This is a genomic window from Bacteroides cellulolyticus (assembly GCF_025567135.1).
Lineage (GTDB): Bacteria > Bacteroidota > Bacteroidia > Bacteroidales > Bacteroidaceae > Phocaeicola > Phocaeicola cellulolyticus.
Genome location: NZ_JAOQJJ010000011.1, coordinates 37,828 through 55,072, shown reverse-complemented (window position 1 = coordinate 55,072; position 17,245 = coordinate 37,828). Strand labels below are relative to the sequence as shown.

Sequence of the window (17,245 nt, the reverse complement as noted above, 5' to 3'; positions counted from 1 at the left end):
CCGGATGAAACAAAAGATATTGTATATGAAAGATGAAAATGATTAGAATCTGCAACCTACAGTAAATAATACCTGATGACGGTTATGATCGACCAACGCAGAATTGTTTCTGTCAACAACAGTAACTCCATCGCCTGCAAACTTATAATCGTCGAACATATAGAAATCTGATTTATAGAAATCGTACTTATAAGCCACATCCGCATACACAATCCTGCCACTGTAGCCAAGTCCCAAGGTTATAGTATTACGTGCCTTGATATTATGATATTCCGGATCGGTACGTGTTTCGTCAAACCAGATATATTTATCGTTCATTGTTTCTACATTTGGCACATAACGTACAGAACCTTCTTTGAATGCTGAAGTAACATAGTTATATCCGGCACGGAAACTGAACGACGGTGTAAGCATGGCTTCCATACCGAGTTTCAATGTATGTACTCCTTTAAGATACTTATCTGTAGCAATATTTGAACTGGAAAGATCATATCCGTTATAATCCTTGTAATTTATATACGAATAGTCAGAATATTCATATTCTGCTCCTACAGCCAATACACCACTGAATGTAGTACCCATGTTCACATTAAATTTCCACGGCGTACGCATACGGTAATCCCACACATAATCCGGATTCAGATAGTCTGAAAGGTTTTCAGTATAAGGTTCAGACATTGCAAATATATCCGTACTTAATGTTGATGTATATCTGTCTGTCAACATATACCAAACAGGTGTATGTACTGCAAAACCTATTCTGAAAGGAGAATATTCAAACGGACGCGCGATAAAACCGAACTTCAGGTCATAACCTGTTCCTTGAGTACTAAACCAATTGTTCAATGTAAAATTTCCGTTATCCGCTCCATTATCATCAAGAAGAGTTTCAGAATATGAAGAATAACGTTTATAATTTACATCATACACTCCCAATGTCACACCAAAATAATAACGGTCCTGAACATTGAACGACATATTGAAATCATACTGGTTGATACCACCTTCTTCACGGCTATAGTATTCACCCATATCGCCGTTCCATCCCATCATATAGAATCCCTGCTCATCTGTTCCGCCATCAACAAGTCCTGTTCTGGCTCCCATTGCACCAAGAAATGGTGTTCCATAAAAATATTCAGATGTATATGGATTGTCAGCATCGAGAACATTATCATAGCTTTCCTGCGATCCGTATCCTGCACCAATCATCATGTCAGTCATCTGCCAACTTAAAGAAGAACCATTCAAAGCGCCCTTCGAAGTAAATTGCCTGTTAAAGTTTGCAGCCTTATGATAATTGAATCCAAAGTTTAGATATCTCAAATTAGTCTTGTTACCAATCTTATTTGAATATACAAAACCTATCTGATCGAATGAAGCTTTAGTACGGCTGTCATTCACTTTGGTGCCATTAAATGTGCTGCTTGTCATATTCTTGTTAAAGCCGAACGAAGTTGAGACATTATGACTTCTGAACAACGCTATACCTGCCGGATTTGTTCCTATGACAGATATGTCGGCTCCCAAAGCTCCCATTGCACCACCCATACCAACAAAACGCGCTGTTCCGTTAAGCTCAGTACCGGTGATACGGGCTGCATCATATTGTGTTTGTGCAAACAATGCCGATGCTGACATTGTCAATACAGCAAAAATATTTAGTCTTTTCATTGTGTTGAAAATTTATAGGAAACAACTTATTATAATTATCTGCGACGACTGCTGCCACCACTTGAACGTGTAACAGAGCCTCCAGATGATCTGCTATAACTACTGCTGCTTCTATTGAAACTGCTACCGGACGAACCTGTGTTTGAACGCTGATATGTGCTTCGCGTATTGCTGTTATTATAATAGTTCGAGCTGCGTCGTGTACTGCTAGGACGATTATAGTTAGAGCCTGTTCTGTCTATATTAGTAGCACTGCGTCGTGTATAAGTTCCGGTATTAGGACGAGTGTATGTATTGCTTGAATTTACACGTGTACCTGTACTTGTTCCAGTCGTTACACCCTGATTCCTTATAGCAGTTCTGCCCGGTCTTACAGACTGAGTAGCCTCACCTCTTGTATTACTTCCAGTCACCACTCTACCTATAGACGAACGTCTGGCAGCCGTATTGGCTCTGTTTGTTGTTATTGCAGACGAAGAAGACTGTGGACGTCTGGTATATGACGATCCTGAACCGACAATAGAACTACCTCTGTTATATGACTGGTACCTGCCTGGTCTGTAGTCAGTATGTCCTGAGCGATACCATCCGCTGTTCCATCCATAATATGGATAATGATGGTGATGATACCATCCAGGTCCCCAGTAACCACCCCAGTAGCCACCCCAATAACCTGCATACCATGGTGAATACCATCCACCATAATACCAAGGAGAGTACCATGGGGAATGCCATCCAAAGCCAAATCCCCATCCTGGACCATAGAAACCGTATGACCATCTCCAGTCCCACCACAAACGATTGGTATATGTAGGGAAGATATAAGCATACATGCCATCGTCATAAACATTCCAGTCCCATGAAGGGAAAGCTCCATAAACCACATCCCAATAAAGAGGACTACTTATAGGTATGGCATATCTCGGATTACGGAAACGTACAATTCTCATTGCATATTCATAGTCCATGTCCGAACCCTGGAAACCGTTTACCCACTCACCACGTTCATTATATGGTTTTTCCTCAATATATAGAGTATCATTATCGTATGTAAAAGTATTGTCACGCGATGTATATCGGCGGTTATATTCGTCAACATCACGCACATTCCCCTTCACATCTTTCACAACTATAGCCGTATTCGACGGCAGTTCGTTCACCGTTTTGTTTGAGACTTCCTTAGGTACTACTCCAACCTTCTGACTCACCTCGGTCTTTTTCTCCTTCTTTGGGATAAAATAAAGGTCGTCAGTACTCTGCGCCATTGCCAACCACGGCAGGAAAGCAAACAGCATGGAAGCCAGTACTTTTCTTCTCATCTTCATATCTTTATTTATTTAGTTTATAGGTTTAATACATCATACTTTTATTCACGTACAAATATAATATGGTAATATCATACTATGTATAGAAATTCCCTAATATATCATAGGGATTTCCCTAATTTGAGTTTATACAATAAAAATATAGTCCTACCATATCACAATAATAATATGATAAGACGATATAGAATCATAGATAGAAAAATCCTTTAGTAATTGGCTATTTCTGCTACAAATTTTTCCAATCTTACGACAAAAACTTTAGGAAAAGGAATTGTATCCAGAGCGCGAAAATGAGCATCCTCACTTACTATATAATCAGCACCCGACACTATCGCACAATCAACAAATTTATTATCATCAGGATCTTGTTCTATAAGACGAAAACGAAAATGAGGCGTAAAAAAACGAGTATAAGGACTACGGGCTATCGCATTTACAATATTATGAGCTACAGCTTCATTCGCTACTCTACATATAATCTCTTGATACTCTTCCAAAATTTCATTTGTAACACATAAAATATACTTTCCATCTCGAAAAGCCTGCCATGCAGAACGATACGGACTATGAATAGACAACATTTGTACCAAACAATTGGTATCCAATACAATTAACCTGTTCATTGCTTATATGGTGTACGATAATGAGCATTACTTAAATCCTTTAATGTCTGTTCATTCCATTGACCAGATTCCCATAATTTTTCCATTTCTTCATCTGCACGCTTAGCATAATACTCAGATATCACATGCTTAAGTTCATCCAACTCCTTTTCCGAACGCACATTTGCCATAATTTCAAGCATCTCAAGTTGAGCTTTATTAAATACAGTTCTTTCCATATATATGACATTTTAACAGTTCATTTATGCGAAGATAAACAATTAATCTGAAATATAGTATATTTAAATTTATTATTTCACAATATCAAGATAAACAAAGGTAAACAACATTATTATGCCATTCATTCTTTTATTATCTTTGCGTCATAAATTAAACAAAAATATCCACATATGAAATACTTTGAAGTTACATTTTCCGCTAATCCATGTAATGAAACTATTACAGACATCCTTTCCGCACTTACGGCTGAAGCAGGTTTTGAAAGTTTTGTAGAATGCGAAGGAGGCATGCAAGCCTATATACAACAGTCACTTTTCGACGAAGAAGCACTCAAAAACATAATAGCAGACTTCCCTATTCCGGATACAAAGATAACATACACCATCACAGAACCTGAAGACAAGGACTGGAATGAAGAATGGGAAAAGAACTTCTTCCAACCTATAGTAATAGAAGACAGATGTGTGATACACAGCACATTCCACAAGGATTATCCAAAGGCTGAATATGACATTGTCATTAATCCGCAGATGGCTTTCGGAACAGGACATCACGAAACTACAAGCTCTATACTTGGCGAACTGCTTGATGCCGACCTGAAAGGCAAATCTGTACTCGACATGGGATGCGGAACTTCCATCCTGGCTATTCTGGCAAGCATGAGAGGCGCGGACCCGGTAACAGCTATTGACATCGACGACTGGTGTGTAAACAATTCGCGCGATAATATAGCACTCAACAACATCAACAATATTACAGTGGAATTAGGCGACGCATCACTTCTCGAAGGACGCAAGCCATTCGATGTAATAATAGCAAATATCAACAGAAATATCCTCCTGAACGATATGGCTGCCTATACAGCATGTATGCACAAAGGCTCGGAAATATACATGAGCGGATTCTATGTACAGGATATAGATGCCATCCGTAGCAAAGGGGAAAGCCTCGGACTCAAGTTTGTACATTACCGCGAGAAAAACAACTGGGCTGCAGTGAAGCTTATAATGGAATGATAATTTCTACCGAACGGGCAGTGAACGGTGAATGGACGCTCAGCGAACATTTTCCGGACTGATACTTTATAAGAAATAGAGGTTCTTCTTATGTTATTAAATAGCATTTAAATACTGCTTAAATAGCGTTTAAATAGTGTTCGAATAGCGTTAGAATGTCATTCGAAGACCATTAGAATATTAAAAAACTTTTTTTAAGAACAATTTGTAATATCAGAAAACGCACAATGAAAGTATTCCCTCCTTCATCATTATGCGTTTTTTCATTGTTCAGCACACGTTCACTGAGCGTTCAGTAAACGTTCACTAATAAATAAATGGACTAATTTGGACTGTACACAATACATGAATTAATCATATTTTTGAAAAAATAAATACCAACAGAGCGTAATATTAACAAAAAACGTTATATTTGCAATGTTCGACCGGAGAAATGGTTGGACGTAAAGAAAGCGTTTTTTGCTTTTATCCTATAACTGAAATCGCCAATTTCTAAAAACAGAAGGATAAAGGACAATATTACGCTCATTTTCTGTTTGTATATGTATCCGGTATGGTGTCTCCATATCGGTCGATACTACATTCAGGCGTGGGTAAATTGTCTTTGTTCATTTCTGTTGGGTGTTTGGCGATACCTAGTTATAATGGACTGCAGGACAAGCCTCACGCCTTTCTTTGTATATAATCTTAAAATCTGAATTCGGAGGCTTATAGGGGGAATAAGCTGAAAATCCCTTACTAGAGTAGGTATAACTTAAATATATTGTTATGGGCATAATAAATAATTTATTAGACAATTTCAAGAATGCCGAATTTACTGTAGCTCCTCAGAAAAAATTAAAAACAATCTCATCTGATTTCAAGAAATCGTTTGGTTTAACTTTGGTTTTCTACAAAGGCATGAAAATAGCTGATGGAGAATTAACATTGGCTGCTTTAAATCAAAAGACTACTAAAGAAGTAAAGAGTTCTGCTGATGGAATGAAAATAAAGGCTAGTATGAAAGTGGGTGAAGTAGAAGAACTCTTTAATAAGAATTTTGGATTAAAAGTACAGATAAAGGATCCTGCTGGTTCTAAATTTGTTCCAAATGAAATAACAATAGGGCAGGCAGCAAGAGGTGAATATTAGTATGGAAAGTTTATTGTCAGTAGTCAAAAAAGATATTCACAGTTTTTTAAAACAAAATAATGAAATTCTTTTTAATGAAAGAGACTTTCAAATGCATCTTGCTTTGTGGTTAAAAGAATCAACTAGCAACTATGATGATGTCGATGTAGAGTATTACGTACCACATAATGAACTTAATGATTATGTTTGGGAAAGTGAATTACGATTAGATATCGTTGTAAAGAAAGATTGTGAATATTTACCTGTAGAAATTAAGTATAAAACTAAGAAGGTTGAGAGTAAAATAGAACGTTTTGGGGAAATGCTTCAACAAAATGTAACTGTTATAAAAAATCAGAGCGCACAAGATATTGGTAGATATAGTTTTTGGAAAGATATTAAGCGATTGGAACAGGTATGTGAAAGGTTTAATAACATTAAAAATGCTATTGCTGTATTTTTAACAAATGATGATTCTTATACAAAAGAAAGCTCGTTAACGTCCAATTGTTTTCATTTTAATATGAATGAAGGATTTCATAGTACAAAAAAGCAATGGTTAAATTCAGAAACAACTTGTGCAAAACAATATAAATGTTTTGAACTTAATAAAGAATATTGTATCAATTGGCATATTAAGGAAATAAAAGAAATTAAATTCCATTATTGCATAGTTGAAATTTAGTATGATGTAAATAATTGTTATTAGTAACTGGTAGTAATTTAAAAAGTTATAATTATGGCAGAATTTAGTTTAGATGGTCGTATGACAGTAAAAGGCTTGAAAGAGAATTTTAAAAAATGTTTTGGAGCTTCATTAAGAGTTTACACAACAACATCTTGTAAAACATTTGCAGATGATAAAGCTACTTTGGCTTCAATAAGGAAAGCTGACGCAAAAGGTGGCTCATTGACAGTTGGTGGGAATTTAAGAGTTGGAAACTTTGAAAAGAAAATAGGTGAAATGTATGGTATAGGTGTTCAAGTTTCAGATCCTGAAGACAAAAAGCTTGTAGACAACGATTTGACACTTGCCGCTGCAGGAAAATAAAACTGTTGTCTGATAATAAATCTAAAAATATGACATGGTAAGTACGTTTACCATGTCATTATAAACAATACTATGAGCAAAGAATATTATAAAAAGAAAATTATAGATCTGCGAGCAAGTATAACTAAGGAGAAGGAGGCAAAGAAGAAAGATAATGAATATTATACAAGAATGATAAAAAATACTTCTTCTCCATTATCTAAAGCAAGTTATAAAAAATATAAAATAGATAAAGCCGCCTCTCATGACAGAAGAGTGGAAGAGCTTAAAAGGCAGATTGAAAGTGCGAAAGAATCACTTAAAAGGTCTAAATAACCATAGCACTTTAAATAAAACATCAAACTACATCAATCTTTATTAAATAGAATAAGAAATGAAATCAAGTATAATAGACGTTCCTAGGCGTCATGATCAGGAAGACCTTTTTGGAATAAAAATCTATCAGGACGCATTAATACAATACATTAAGCTTACTGATACACCTATTACAATAGCTTTGCAGGGTGAATGGGGTTCCGGTAAAACGTCTCTTATGAATCTTCTTCGCTGGAATCTGTGTGATATCGATAATGCGCAGTTCTTTCCAATATGGATTAATACATGGCAGTATTCACTTATGAAAACTCCTGCTCAAGCTATAATATCAATACTTGATGGTATTATTAATCAAATCGGTGCACTTAATCCGGCACATAAATGGGAAGAGAGTAAAAAAAAGATTGGTGGACTTTTTAAAAAGATAGCTTCGGTAGGAACTAAGGTAGCTATTAGTACTGTAGGAGTTGACGGAGAAGCTATTGACGATTTATTTGGTTCAGATAATGGTCAAAGTGATATTTTACAGTTGAAAGAAGAAATCTCAAAATTAGTGGAAGAATCACTCAAGAATGATTCGACAAGAACAGGTTTTACTTTCTTTATAGATGACCTTGATAGAATTGATCCGCCAGTTGCAGTTGAAATTCTCGAGTTATTGAAAAACATATTCGATCTTGAACATTGCATATTTATTTTAGCCATTGATTATGATGTAGTGATAAAAGGCCTAAAACCTAAGTTTGGTGAGCTTACAGACAAGAATGAACGTGAGTTCAGATCTTTTTTCGACAAAATTATACAGTTGCCATTCTCAATGCCTGTAGCTAATTATAACATTGATGCTTTTTTAGTTGACGCATTATCAAAAATAAACTTCTTCACAGAAGAGGAAATGAAAGATAATGCTATTCAAGAATCTGTTTCTGAACTAGCAAGACTATCAGTTGGTACAAATCCACGCTCCTTGAAAAGATTGACAAATACGCTGTCATTGATATCAATAATAAACACAGGTATATCGAAAACAGGAGCAGAGGACATAGCCAATAAATATAAAGTAATAAATTTCGGGCTTGTATGCATGCAGATTGCTTATCCATATATCTACAACCAGTTAGCAGAGGAACCAGATTTTAAACAATGGAATGAGACAATTGCAGCAAAGCTTAAATTACGTTCGTTGACACCAGAAGAAAAGATAAGTTTGGATGCTGCAGAAGAATTTGATGAAGAATGGGAGAAAATTGTTTTCCGTATGTGTCAAAAAGAAACCCATTTGAGCAATCGCGTGTTTCAAGTGTCACAAATGCTCAATAAAATAGCTGAGATGATAAAAGATGACAACAGTATTGGCAAGGTTATAGAAGATACAATCGAACTTTCAGCTGTTACAAACCTTAAGGCATTTGATACACCTAAAAAGGTACATGTGTTTAATAGAGATACAAACAACTACAAATTTGATGGAAAAGAATATAGTGTTAAGGTAGAGTTGGTCCGTGACGTAATAAGAAAATATATAAAAGATCATCCTGGAACAACAAAAGCGATGTTACAGGCGGCCTTTCCTATAAAGAAAAATATGGAAACTGTTTTCATGGGAAAAGACACATATATAGAAAAGCAAGCCGCAGGAAAACTGAACTTCATAAAGAAGAATGCAACAGATTCAGACTTTATAGAAACTGCAGATGAACCTATTATTATATGTTCAAACTGGCCAACTACTTCACAAGGAAAGCCAGCTGAATTTTCTATCTTTTTAGAAATAGTAAACAAACAATTAGGCTATCCTGTAACACAAGCGTAATAATGTATTAAAGTGAGGAAAGTACTTACTAAAAAATATTTTCCTCACGATATTAAAATAAATAACATAATTTATCACATTATGAAAATACCAGGAGTATCTTTCTCACTCAAAAGAGCTATTGGAATTACTGCATTAAAGCATAAAGTAGCAAGAAAGACGGGAATACCAACTACAAAACAGGGATTGGAGAGGAAAATAGGAGGAGCAATTCTTAAATTCATTTTTAAGAAATAAATTAATGCAATGCGTAAATCCGGCGTTGAAGATGATTCTGCAATATTTAGCCTTTGTAAGGTAAATAAAATAAATGTTGTTGAAAATGGTTCTGAATCAGAATTCCGTGTGATATTATAAATTTACCAAGATTTTATATTATGACATTATTGAGAATTAAAAATTTACTTAACAGTAGAGAACAGATAGGCGAAGCAGTAAAGAAGACTACAGATTGTATTACCTTATTTAAGGAGAAATTAAGTAATAAAGAGAAAAATGGGATTGAAGCTGAAGTCGAAGAAATTTTAAGTGAAGAGGTTAAAGAAGATAAATCTAATAAAATGCTGCAAGTTCTGGACTGGGCTTACACTAAAGCAAATAGTGACATACCAGGTTTGGGAACTTCATCAGAAATGGCAAAGAAATATCTTGACAAGGAGGGTGGAAGTGTGATAAAAGCTGTTGACTCTATGGTCAGATGGCAAATAACAGCAGCAGCTTCAACTGGATTTGTAAGTAGTTTGGGAGGATTAGCAACTATGCCACTTACATTGCCCGCAAATATAGCTGGAGTAATGGCTATTCAATTGCGCATGATTGGAGCTATAGCAGAACTTGGCGGATATCACGAAGAATCAGAAGAAAAGAAAACAGGTATGTATCTTTGTCTATTAGGCTCTCAAGCTGGAAATGTATTGTCAAAGACAACATCGCAATTTACTATTAAATTTACCACTGCTGCTTTAAAAAAACTTCCAGGTACAGTACTGACACAAATAAACAAAGCTGTAGGTTTCAGACTGTTTACTAAGTTCGGGCAGACAGGACTTGTAAATATAAATAGAATGATACCTATATTAGGAGGTGTTATCGGTGCGAGTGTTGATGCTCTTTCTACATATGCCATAGCAAAAGCGGCAAAAGCACTTTTTCTAAATGAAATTATAGATTTTGAGAAGCAGGAACTTATTGAACAGGAAAAGGTGAAGATACTGATCAATATGGCATTAGTTGATGGAGAATACAGTGAAAGCGAAGCTGAATTCTTATACAATTTAACTAACACTTTAAATATCTCTGATAAGAATAGAGATGGATTGTATAAAATGATACAACATCCCAAAACCCAAAATATAAATTATGAGTTGTTTAAAGAAGATATTGTACTATCTATGACTATGATGTCATTACTATCAAAACTTATTATACAAGATGGAAAAACAGAAAATTCTGAACTGGTATATTTAAAAATGGTCGGCAAAGGATTGGGATTTACTCCTGAACAGATTGAAGATTTATGCAAATAGAAGTTATTCAAGTTTCTTATTCTCAAAATATATTTTTAAATAAAAAGACAAAAATGGATTAAATATAATCATCTATTTTTATTATTAAAAATCAAAGATCAGGTAATACGCGTTCAGAATATCTTGAACTCAAGACTGAGGGAAATATTAGGTTATATGATTCTTAAAGAGATATAAATCAATAATTTACAAATATTCAATACTGTTGCATTTTCAATTTAAAAGGAATTACATCAATATGAAAAATTACAAATCAGTTTTAGTATTGTTTTCATGTTTGTTTATGTTTTCATGCAATGACATAAACAAGCAGATAGAAAGCAAAATACAAAAGGTTACAGAACTATCGGAGTTAGGTTCTGTGGAATATACAGTGAAGAAAGTTATAAAAGCCAATGATATAGGCGAATGGTATAAAATCGGAGATAGAAAGATTTTGTTCAATTGCACTGCATATCTTAAGGCTGGTATAGACCTTGAGGGGCTTGGCATTGAGAATTTCAAAATTGACCAATCCAAAAAAGAGGTTGTTATTATACTTCCACATGCCAAGCTTTTATCCATTGATATGCCGACAGATGAAACAGAACTGGTATATGACCAGGTCTCGTTGTTGAGAAGTGGGTTCACTGCAGAAGAAAGAACTATGCTTCTTAGACAAGGACAACAAGATATCATTTCTGATATAGAGAATATCGGTATACTGAAGGAAGCAGAAAACAATGTTTCCGATTTCTTTAAAGCAATGATGTCTCAAATGGGATTCAAATCTATTATTGTTAACTTCGAATAATTAAATAGTTATGATAAAATATGTAATAAAGATTCTGGTTCTGGTTGCGATACTTGGAGTAGCTGCTTTTGGAGCATATAAATTGGGTCTGTTCGGCAATAGTGAATTAAAAATTGACAAGACCGCCAATGTGGTGGAAGATGTTAAGAGAATAGGCGAATTTTATAGTACTTGTTATTATGAAGAACTTGTTATAAAAGACTTTAAGAGCAGTGAGTTCAATAAATCGTATATAGGAGACTTGTTTAATACTGATTTCAAGGATGAAATTGTAATTATAGCAAATGGTAAAGTCAAAGCTGGATTTAATCTGGCAGAACTAGACAGTAATGATTTGGTTGTAAATGAAGATTCTATATCTATTACCTTGCCTAAAGCTGTGGTCTTTGATGTAATTCTTAATCCTACAGATTATGAGATTTATGTTGAGAACGGAACATGGTCTCATGAAAAAGTAGTTAAACTTACAGAAAAAGCAAAGGATAGGATATTACAAGACGCATTAAATTTTGGAATTCTTGAAAAAGCTGAGAAGACAGGTATGCTTAAACTTGGAAATCTGTTCAAATCTATGGGTTTTAATTACGTTTATATTTGCATTGATAGTATAACAGCACCTTTTTAGAAAAAATGAAATACCTTTACTATATATTATTGACTCTAAGTTTTGTTTCGTGCGGACAGAGAAACAAGAAAAAAAATATTACTGACATCAATATCACTGAGAATAATGACAACACTGTTAACGTTATCAATCAGGCAAAACCTAAATTGATGATTATTCCGAGCGACAGGATGTTAAAGGATGAAAAATGTCTGGCAATAAAAACATTCAATGGAAAGGAAACAATTATAAGGGATATATATATGGCTTCATCGTGAAAAGTGAGAAATCAAATAGTATCGTTTCTGCCATACAAAAGTATTTTATACATATAGGATATCCTCTTAATGACCTGGAACAATCACTTAAATCCATTAACAATAAACAGATTCTAGATGAAGCCGATAATATTGCTAAGGACGCTAAAACACTTCTAATCAATACAGTTTTACCCGATATAATACTGGAACTTGACTACCAAGAAAATGTTATAACAGGAAGGACTTCAAGAAAATCGTATATCAATATAGCATTGTCAGCCATAGATGTATATTCCGATAAAGTCATTGCCGTATCAAATAAAAATAATCTTGATATGAGTTTAGATGAATACTTGGAAAAAGGAATTACAAAGGATTTGGAAACACTTGAGCCTCAGCTAAGAAACTATTTCACTGATATCGTAGCTAATGGTAGAGAAATCTCATTTAGAGTTACCCTTAGCAATGACTGCCCAATCAATTTATCGGACATGTATAATAATGAAGGAGATACATACTCTGACTGGATTCGCCGCTGGGTAATAACAAATGCTAAAAATGGCAGCGCAAATATGGTATCAAATACAAAAAAAGAAATGGCATTTACCAATGTAAGAATATCAAATGTAATGGATGATGGAACTCAGTTTAATGCATACGAGTTTGCAGGAAAGTTCAGAAAAGAATTCTTCAAAACATTCTCATTACAGTCAAGCAACAATTCTCAGGGATTAGGTAATGCATTAGTAATCATAAATTAATCACTTGTATATGAAAAAGATTATCCTATTGTTTGGTATAGTTTTATGTGGAGCATGTTCGGAAAATAAAAAGAACAATAAGCCGACATTCAATCCGACTACACAAGAAACTGTTGTAACTAATAAAATATCCAATATCACTAAAACTGTATCTCCAATTAATGGCAATATTGCACTAAGCGTTATTGTACAAAACAATCTGCCATCAGAAAGTGCAGAATTACTGAAATCAAAGATTATAAATATTATAACACATAATGGTATAGCATCACAAGGCGTTAATCCACAAATCATAGTTGCTCCGACTTTGACAGAAACCAGCTATGATATAACCTCTACCATACCCCAGAAACATAAAATTAATTACAGTGTAATAATCTATATTGGAAATATTCTGACAGGAGAAATATTCAATTCAATAAACAAAACGCTTATTGGAGTGGGCGATTCAAAGGAATTGGCTACTATAAATGCCATTTCTTCTATCTCTACAAATGATACAGATATAACAAATCTCATTAGCGGAACTGAACAAAAAATCATCAATTATTATAATACTAATGGAGAATTGTTACTGAATGAAGCTGTCGGATACATTAATAATCATAAATATGAAGAAGCATTAGCTATATTAAATTCAATACCAAATGAATGTCAGGAACTATATAGGAAATCTTCTAAAATGAGGTTTGATGCTATAGAAAAATATATGGAAAATAACTCCGATATAATGCTGAATGACTTTAAAGCGACATTAGGAACAGAAAGAGATAATATTGGAGGATTTTCTGAAAAAGCTATGGCTATATACAGGAATATACCATCGGATTCGAAGGCCAAAAAAGAAGCCGACAAAATATACTCTGAATATATAAAAAGCCTTAATCCGGAAGCTAAGCTAAAACATGAGCAGGACATGAGGGAATGGGATTCAACAATGAAACAGCTCGACAGACAGTATGAATTGGATATGTATAAAACAGAAATGTCAACAAAAGTAGCAATAGAAGGACAGACTACTTTGTTAGAAAAATACAAGAAAGATGTAAACTACGAGAAAATGAGCTGGTTAGGTAAATTATTCTATTTTGGAAAGGAATAAAATCATGAATAAAATTGGGTGTCTGATTGCTTTCTTTATTTTCCTAGTCGTTGCCATAATTTATGACTGTGTTGATAGTAACAGAAGAAAAGAAGAAAGAGAAAAATACGATTCTTTGGAAAAAAGATTAATGGAATATGTAAATGAAAACGATTTTGAAACGGCATATAAGATTATGAACGAGGAAGGTATGAATATTGACTATGTGCCTATTGCTGAAATCGACTACATGATAAAGAACAAAGATTTCATTTTTGCTTTAAACATTTCCAAAGACAGACTAAAAGATGAAGGTTATTACGCAAACTCTGTATTGGAGAACTTAATCTATATTTATAGTAATGGAGGGGAAGAAGATGTAATAAAAGCTATGTCGCTTATTAATTATCCTCTAATAAATAATGCATCTCCAAGATATTGGGCTGGTACTGGATATTCATCAATCATGTGTCATTGGGCAACCGACGAAATAAATGAAATACATAGCAAGAATAATAATGCCATAAAAAAGCTATTGATACATTTAGACTATCAAGGAGCAGAATTAAGCCCGAAGTTCAAGAAAACTTTAGTTGCTCTACTACTACCTTCTACATCTTACGATGGTGACGATGTAATATATAATTACGATGATGCTAACAAAATATGTAAAGAATTCAGACTAAAATGAAAACATTACTCTACATTCTTGCCAATGGCATATACGCATTCCTTACCTTATCAATATTTTTAGGATATTTTGCATTAAAATATTGTGGTTACACAATATCTGATAATGGTGAAGATATAAATCTTTTAGGAAAAGTTATTTTCATTGCTACATGCATTATAGCAATAATAATGTCTATACCAATAGGTATATTTGCTTACAAGAACTTTGATGAAGTTTTATCAAGAAGTGACAAGTACAGGTCAAGCAAAGTAGATCTTATGCAGAAAAGAATAAAACACTCATTTGGCATTGCTATAGCCAGCTTTTTTACTTTAGTGCTTACTATTCCAAGTATATGCATGTTTGTACTTTCTGTATTCATAAAAGAATAGAATAGATACAACATTAAACACTGATTAAACATCATTTAAATACCGTTTAAAAACTATTAGAGAAAGGATTAAAAAAGCTTTGCAAAACTTTTGCAAGAATATTGCAAACCTTTACCCATAATAAGAAGACGCATAACGAATGGCATCAGAACCCATTCATTATGCGTCTTCTCCTTTTCAAAATATGTTCACTGCCCGTTCAGTAGCCGTTCACTGAACAGAATATCATTTTCCGCTCTTTGTAGCCTTAGCATATATTATAAGTGCAATAGCCGAAATGGCACCGATACCAGTAAACCAATACCAGATGTAATGCGCATTAGCAGCATCGGCTTTCCATGCCTCTACGGAATCATACAGTGCAGGGTCCGGGCAATATGCCGTAAGAAGAATACCTGATAAACCGAAACCGATTACTGAAGCAAGGAATGAGTGAAGATGACTGAATCCCAGATACAGTCCCTCCTCTCCTTTTGGAGCCTGCAATGAGAAGAATTCCATATATCGCGGAGAGATGAAACATTCGGCAAGTGCCTGCACAGCAATTCCGGCAATCATCATCACTGTGATAGGGTGCATACCGAAGATATCTCCTTCGAACAGATTTCCGGACGCCATAATCAATGCGGAAAGAGGTATAAGGAACATTCCTACCGCCATTGATGTCAGAGCCTTACGTTTTGCCATAAGCTGGGTAATGATGTTCACGAATATTACCACAACGAACGGATTTACATTGGCAATCCATCCCGGTTTGGCAGTCTCGCCCGCCATACGGATTACGTACTTAGGCATTGTGGCATACATCTGATGTTGTATCATCCAAAAACCTGTCACTATAAGTATAAGCAACAGAAGACGTCCGTTGGTAAATACCTTACCCAATCCACGGAACACTTCCGCCATACTTTTTCCCTCACCTGATGTATTGGCAGAATGGAAGAAAAAGAATATAGTAAGCAAAGCGATGAAACACAATGTGGCTGAGAAGAAATTTATATAGATATAAGCCTCATCGCCTACTATAGAACGCATAGGATCGACAAAACACTTACCAGTAAATGCTCCGATATTTACCATCATATAGAATATGGAATATCCGCGTGCACGAGTTTCGGATGTTGTTTCTCTAGCCACAGAAGCAGAGATTATAGATTTGATAAAAGAACCTCCAATCACAAGTATCACCATCACTGGCACAATGAGCAGACGCAGACTGCTGGTTTCAAGTCCTGTGAAATGAGTTTTTTCGCCATATTCTACCAATCCTGCCGACTCAAGCATCACAGGAAGCATACCCAACCCTAGGTATCCTATAGTAAGCAGTGTAAATGCAATCAGTATTGCCTTACGATAACCAATCTTATCGGCAAACGCTCCGGTAAACATAGGAAGGAAATAAAGTCCTCCGGAGAAAAGACCTGAAATAAGACTCGCTTCAATATCGTTGAAGCCTAATGTGTTAGATAGATAAAGTGTAATTACGATAAAGATGGCATAATAGGCCATACGTTCAAAAAGTTCCGACAAGTTGGCTGTCCAGAACGCACGAGAGAATTTTGTCATCAATTAAAAATGTATTAATAGTTAAAAAATAATAGTGTCAGGATATAGTTTTACCAAACGGAGTCAAAGCCAGTCCAGCGAGTTTGAAATGTTGCATTCCGAAAGGTATTCCTATCACTGTAATGCACAGCAAGGCACCGAAAAGAAGATGTGTAAGCGCAATCCATACGCCCCCCAAAAGTATCCACAACAAATTCATGAATACACTCAGACACCCTCCATCTGAAGATGTGCTTTGTACCTTCACCCCAAAAGGAAAAAGCGCAAGCATTGCCAGCTTTAGAGTCTGGAGACCAAAAGGAATCCCTATGATGGTAATCATAAGAAGAAAGCTGGAAATCACATATTCCAGACATACGAATAATCCGCCGAAGATTATCCAAAGAATGTTCATCAAAATATTCATGGGTTAATTGTCGGTTATTTGTTGTTAGTTATCAGTT

General features: G+C 34.9%; 21 protein-coding genes. 15 read left to right on the top strand and 6 right to left on the bottom strand.

The genetic code is table 11. The annotated features are described in order from the left end of the window. Window positions 1-42 precede the first annotated feature (42 nt). The 4 genes from OCV82_RS10545 to OCV82_RS10530 all read right to left on the bottom strand — a co-directional run bounded on the left by OCV82_RS10545 (window position 43) and on the right by OCV82_RS10530 (window position 3,840). Window positions 43-1,674 carry a hypothetical protein gene (locus OCV82_RS10545; RefSeq protein WP_154044348.1) on the bottom strand — a complete coding sequence of 544 codons (1,632 nt, stop codon included), beginning with the start codon at window positions 1,672-1,674 and terminating at the stop codon, window positions 43-45. Between the two features lie 35 nt (window positions 1,675-1,709). Beyond that, window positions 1,710-2,993 carry a hypothetical protein gene (locus tag OCV82_RS10540; RefSeq protein ID WP_154044347.1) on the bottom strand — a complete coding sequence of 428 codons (1,284 nt, stop codon included), beginning with the start codon at window positions 2,991-2,993 and terminating at the stop codon, window positions 1,710-1,712. A gap of 212 nt (window positions 2,994-3,205) precedes the next feature. Continuing rightward, complete coding sequence (locus tag OCV82_RS10535; RefSeq protein ID WP_154044346.1) at window positions 3,206-3,622, bottom strand: putative toxin-antitoxin system toxin component, PIN family; 417 nt, start codon at window positions 3,620-3,622, stop codon at window positions 3,206-3,208. After that, complete coding sequence (locus OCV82_RS10530; RefSeq protein ID WP_154044345.1) at window positions 3,619-3,840, bottom strand: hypothetical protein; 222 nt, start codon at window positions 3,838-3,840, stop codon at window positions 3,619-3,621. Before OCV82_RS10530 ends, OCV82_RS10535 begins: the two co-directional genes overlap by 4 nt. 171 nt (window positions 3,841-4,011) lie before the next feature. Here OCV82_RS10530 and prmA point away from each other — a divergent pair, with 171 nt between their 5' ends. The 15 genes from prmA (at window position 4,012) to OCV82_RS10455 (ending at window position 15,236) form a co-directional block, all read left to right on the top strand. Then, window positions 4,012-4,857, top strand: a complete 846-nt coding sequence (gene prmA / locus OCV82_RS10525) for a 50S ribosomal protein L11 methyltransferase (RefSeq protein ID WP_154044344.1) — start codon at window positions 4,012-4,014, stop codon at window positions 4,855-4,857. A 768-nt stretch (window positions 4,858-5,625) separates the two neighbouring features. Further along, window positions 5,626-5,988, top strand: a complete 363-nt coding sequence (locus OCV82_RS10520; protein ID WP_154044343.1) for a hypothetical protein — start codon at window positions 5,626-5,628, stop codon at window positions 5,986-5,988. A gap of 1 nt (window position 5,989) precedes the next feature. Then, window positions 5,990-6,652, top strand: a complete 663-nt coding sequence (locus tag OCV82_RS10515) for a hypothetical protein (RefSeq protein ID WP_154044342.1) — start codon at window positions 5,990-5,992, stop codon at window positions 6,650-6,652. Between the two features lie 54 nt (window positions 6,653-6,706). Then, window positions 6,707-7,018: a hypothetical protein gene (locus OCV82_RS10510; protein ID WP_154044341.1), complete on the top strand. Its 312-nt coding sequence runs from the start codon at window positions 6,707-6,709 to the stop codon at window positions 7,016-7,018. A gap of 72 nt (window positions 7,019-7,090) precedes the next feature. Then, a complete protein-coding gene (locus OCV82_RS10505) occupies window positions 7,091-7,333 on the top strand; it encodes a hypothetical protein (protein WP_154044340.1) in 243 nt (80 codons plus the stop codon). A 58-nt stretch (window positions 7,334-7,391) separates the two neighbouring features. Next, on the top strand, window positions 7,392-9,146 hold the full coding sequence (locus OCV82_RS10500) for a KAP family P-loop NTPase fold protein (protein WP_154044339.1): 1,755 nt from the start codon (window positions 7,392-7,394) through the stop codon (window positions 9,144-9,146). Between the two features lie 81 nt (window positions 9,147-9,227). After that, complete coding sequence (locus OCV82_RS10495; RefSeq protein WP_258321474.1) at window positions 9,228-9,383, top strand: hypothetical protein; 156 nt, start codon at window positions 9,228-9,230, stop codon at window positions 9,381-9,383. Window positions 9,384-9,523: 140 nt separating this feature from the next. After that, window positions 9,524-10,672 (top strand): EcsC family protein, encoded by a 1,149-nt coding sequence (locus OCV82_RS10490; RefSeq protein ID WP_154044338.1) that lies wholly within the window; start codon window positions 9,524-9,526, stop codon window positions 10,670-10,672. A gap of 238 nt (window positions 10,673-10,910) precedes the next feature. Further along, window positions 10,911-11,465, top strand: coding sequence for a DUF4230 domain-containing protein (locus OCV82_RS10485; RefSeq protein ID WP_154044337.1), 555 nt, complete (start codon window positions 10,911-10,913; stop codon window positions 11,463-11,465). A 10-nt stretch (window positions 11,466-11,475) separates the two neighbouring features. Then, complete coding sequence (locus OCV82_RS10480) at window positions 11,476-12,090, top strand: DUF4230 domain-containing protein (protein WP_154044336.1); 615 nt, start codon at window positions 11,476-11,478, stop codon at window positions 12,088-12,090. A 5-nt stretch (window positions 12,091-12,095) separates the two neighbouring features. After that, window positions 12,096-12,347, top strand: a complete 252-nt coding sequence (locus tag OCV82_RS10475) for a hypothetical protein (protein WP_154044335.1) — start codon at window positions 12,096-12,098, stop codon at window positions 12,345-12,347. Further along, window positions 12,344-13,090, top strand: coding sequence for a DUF6175 family protein (locus OCV82_RS10470; protein WP_154044334.1), 747 nt, complete (start codon window positions 12,344-12,346; stop codon window positions 13,088-13,090). The genes OCV82_RS10475 and OCV82_RS10470 overlap by 4 nt, the downstream gene beginning before the upstream one ends. A 10-nt stretch (window positions 13,091-13,100) precedes the next feature. Beyond that, on the top strand, window positions 13,101-14,192 hold the full coding sequence (locus tag OCV82_RS10465; protein ID WP_154044333.1) for a hypothetical protein: 1,092 nt from the start codon (window positions 13,101-13,103) through the stop codon (window positions 14,190-14,192). 115 nt (window positions 14,193-14,307) lie between these two features. After that, window positions 14,308-14,862, top strand: a complete 555-nt coding sequence (locus OCV82_RS10460; protein ID WP_154044332.1) for a hypothetical protein — start codon at window positions 14,308-14,310, stop codon at window positions 14,860-14,862. Next, window positions 14,859-15,236, top strand: a complete 378-nt coding sequence (locus tag OCV82_RS10455) for a hypothetical protein (RefSeq protein WP_154044331.1) — start codon at window positions 14,859-14,861, stop codon at window positions 15,234-15,236. The genes OCV82_RS10460 and OCV82_RS10455 overlap by 4 nt, the downstream gene beginning before the upstream one ends. A 225-nt stretch (window positions 15,237-15,461) precedes the next feature. Here the strand turns inward: OCV82_RS10455 and OCV82_RS10450 are convergent, their stop codons facing one another. Together OCV82_RS10450 and OCV82_RS10445 are read right to left on the bottom strand one after the other, a co-directional pair. Next, window positions 15,462-16,802 (bottom strand): MFS transporter, encoded by a 1,341-nt coding sequence (locus tag OCV82_RS10450; RefSeq protein WP_154044330.1) that lies wholly within the window; start codon window positions 16,800-16,802, stop codon window positions 15,462-15,464. 37 nt (window positions 16,803-16,839) lie between these two features. Beyond that, a complete protein-coding gene (locus OCV82_RS10445) occupies window positions 16,840-17,208 on the bottom strand; it encodes a YccF domain-containing protein (RefSeq protein ID WP_154044329.1) in 369 nt (122 codons plus the stop codon). Between the last annotated feature and the right edge of the window lie 37 nt (window positions 17,209-17,245).

Bases quoted from the DNA above. Each gene is read 5' to 3' on its own strand.
- OCV82_RS10545 (WP_154044348.1), bottom strand. From the start codon at position 1,674: ATGAAAAGACTAAATATTTTTGCTGTATTGACAATGTCAGCATCGGCA.
- OCV82_RS10540 (WP_154044347.1), bottom strand. From the start codon at position 2,993: ATGAGAAGAAAAGTACTGGCTTCCATGCTGTTTGCTTTCCTGCCGTGG.
- OCV82_RS10535 (WP_154044346.1), bottom strand. From the start codon at position 3,622: ATGAACAGGTTAATTGTATTGGATACCAATTGTTTGGTACAAATGTTG.
- OCV82_RS10530 (WP_154044345.1), bottom strand. From the start codon at position 3,840: ATGGAAAGAACTGTATTTAATAAAGCTCAACTTGAGATGCTTGAAATT.
- prmA (WP_154044344.1), top strand. From the start codon at position 4,012: ATGAAATACTTTGAAGTTACATTTTCCGCTAATCCATGTAATGAAACT.
- OCV82_RS10520 (WP_154044343.1), top strand. From the start codon at position 5,626: ATGGGCATAATAAATAATTTATTAGACAATTTCAAGAATGCCGAATTT.
- OCV82_RS10515 (WP_154044342.1), top strand. From the start codon at position 5,990: ATGGAAAGTTTATTGTCAGTAGTCAAAAAAGATATTCACAGTTTTTTA.
- OCV82_RS10510 (WP_154044341.1), top strand. From the start codon at position 6,707: ATGGCAGAATTTAGTTTAGATGGTCGTATGACAGTAAAAGGCTTGAAA.
- OCV82_RS10505 (WP_154044340.1), top strand. From the start codon at position 7,091: ATGAGCAAAGAATATTATAAAAAGAAAATTATAGATCTGCGAGCAAGT.
- OCV82_RS10500 (WP_154044339.1), top strand. From the start codon at position 7,392: ATGAAATCAAGTATAATAGACGTTCCTAGGCGTCATGATCAGGAAGAC.
- OCV82_RS10495 (WP_258321474.1), top strand. From the start codon at position 9,228: ATGAAAATACCAGGAGTATCTTTCTCACTCAAAAGAGCTATTGGAATT.
- OCV82_RS10490 (WP_154044338.1), top strand. From the start codon at position 9,524: ATGACATTATTGAGAATTAAAAATTTACTTAACAGTAGAGAACAGATA.
- OCV82_RS10485 (WP_154044337.1), top strand. From the start codon at position 10,911: ATGAAAAATTACAAATCAGTTTTAGTATTGTTTTCATGTTTGTTTATG.
- OCV82_RS10480 (WP_154044336.1), top strand. From the start codon at position 11,476: ATGATAAAATATGTAATAAAGATTCTGGTTCTGGTTGCGATACTTGGA.
- OCV82_RS10475 (WP_154044335.1), top strand. From the start codon at position 12,096: ATGAAATACCTTTACTATATATTATTGACTCTAAGTTTTGTTTCGTGC.
- OCV82_RS10465 (WP_154044333.1), top strand. From the start codon at position 13,101: ATGAAAAAGATTATCCTATTGTTTGGTATAGTTTTATGTGGAGCATGT.
- OCV82_RS10455 (WP_154044331.1), top strand. From the start codon at position 14,859: ATGAAAACATTACTCTACATTCTTGCCAATGGCATATACGCATTCCTT.
- OCV82_RS10450 (WP_154044330.1), bottom strand. From the start codon at position 16,802: ATGACAAAATTCTCTCGTGCGTTCTGGACAGCCAACTTGTCGGAACTT.
- OCV82_RS10445 (WP_154044329.1), bottom strand. From the start codon at position 17,208: ATGAATATTTTGATGAACATTCTTTGGATAATCTTCGGCGGATTATTC.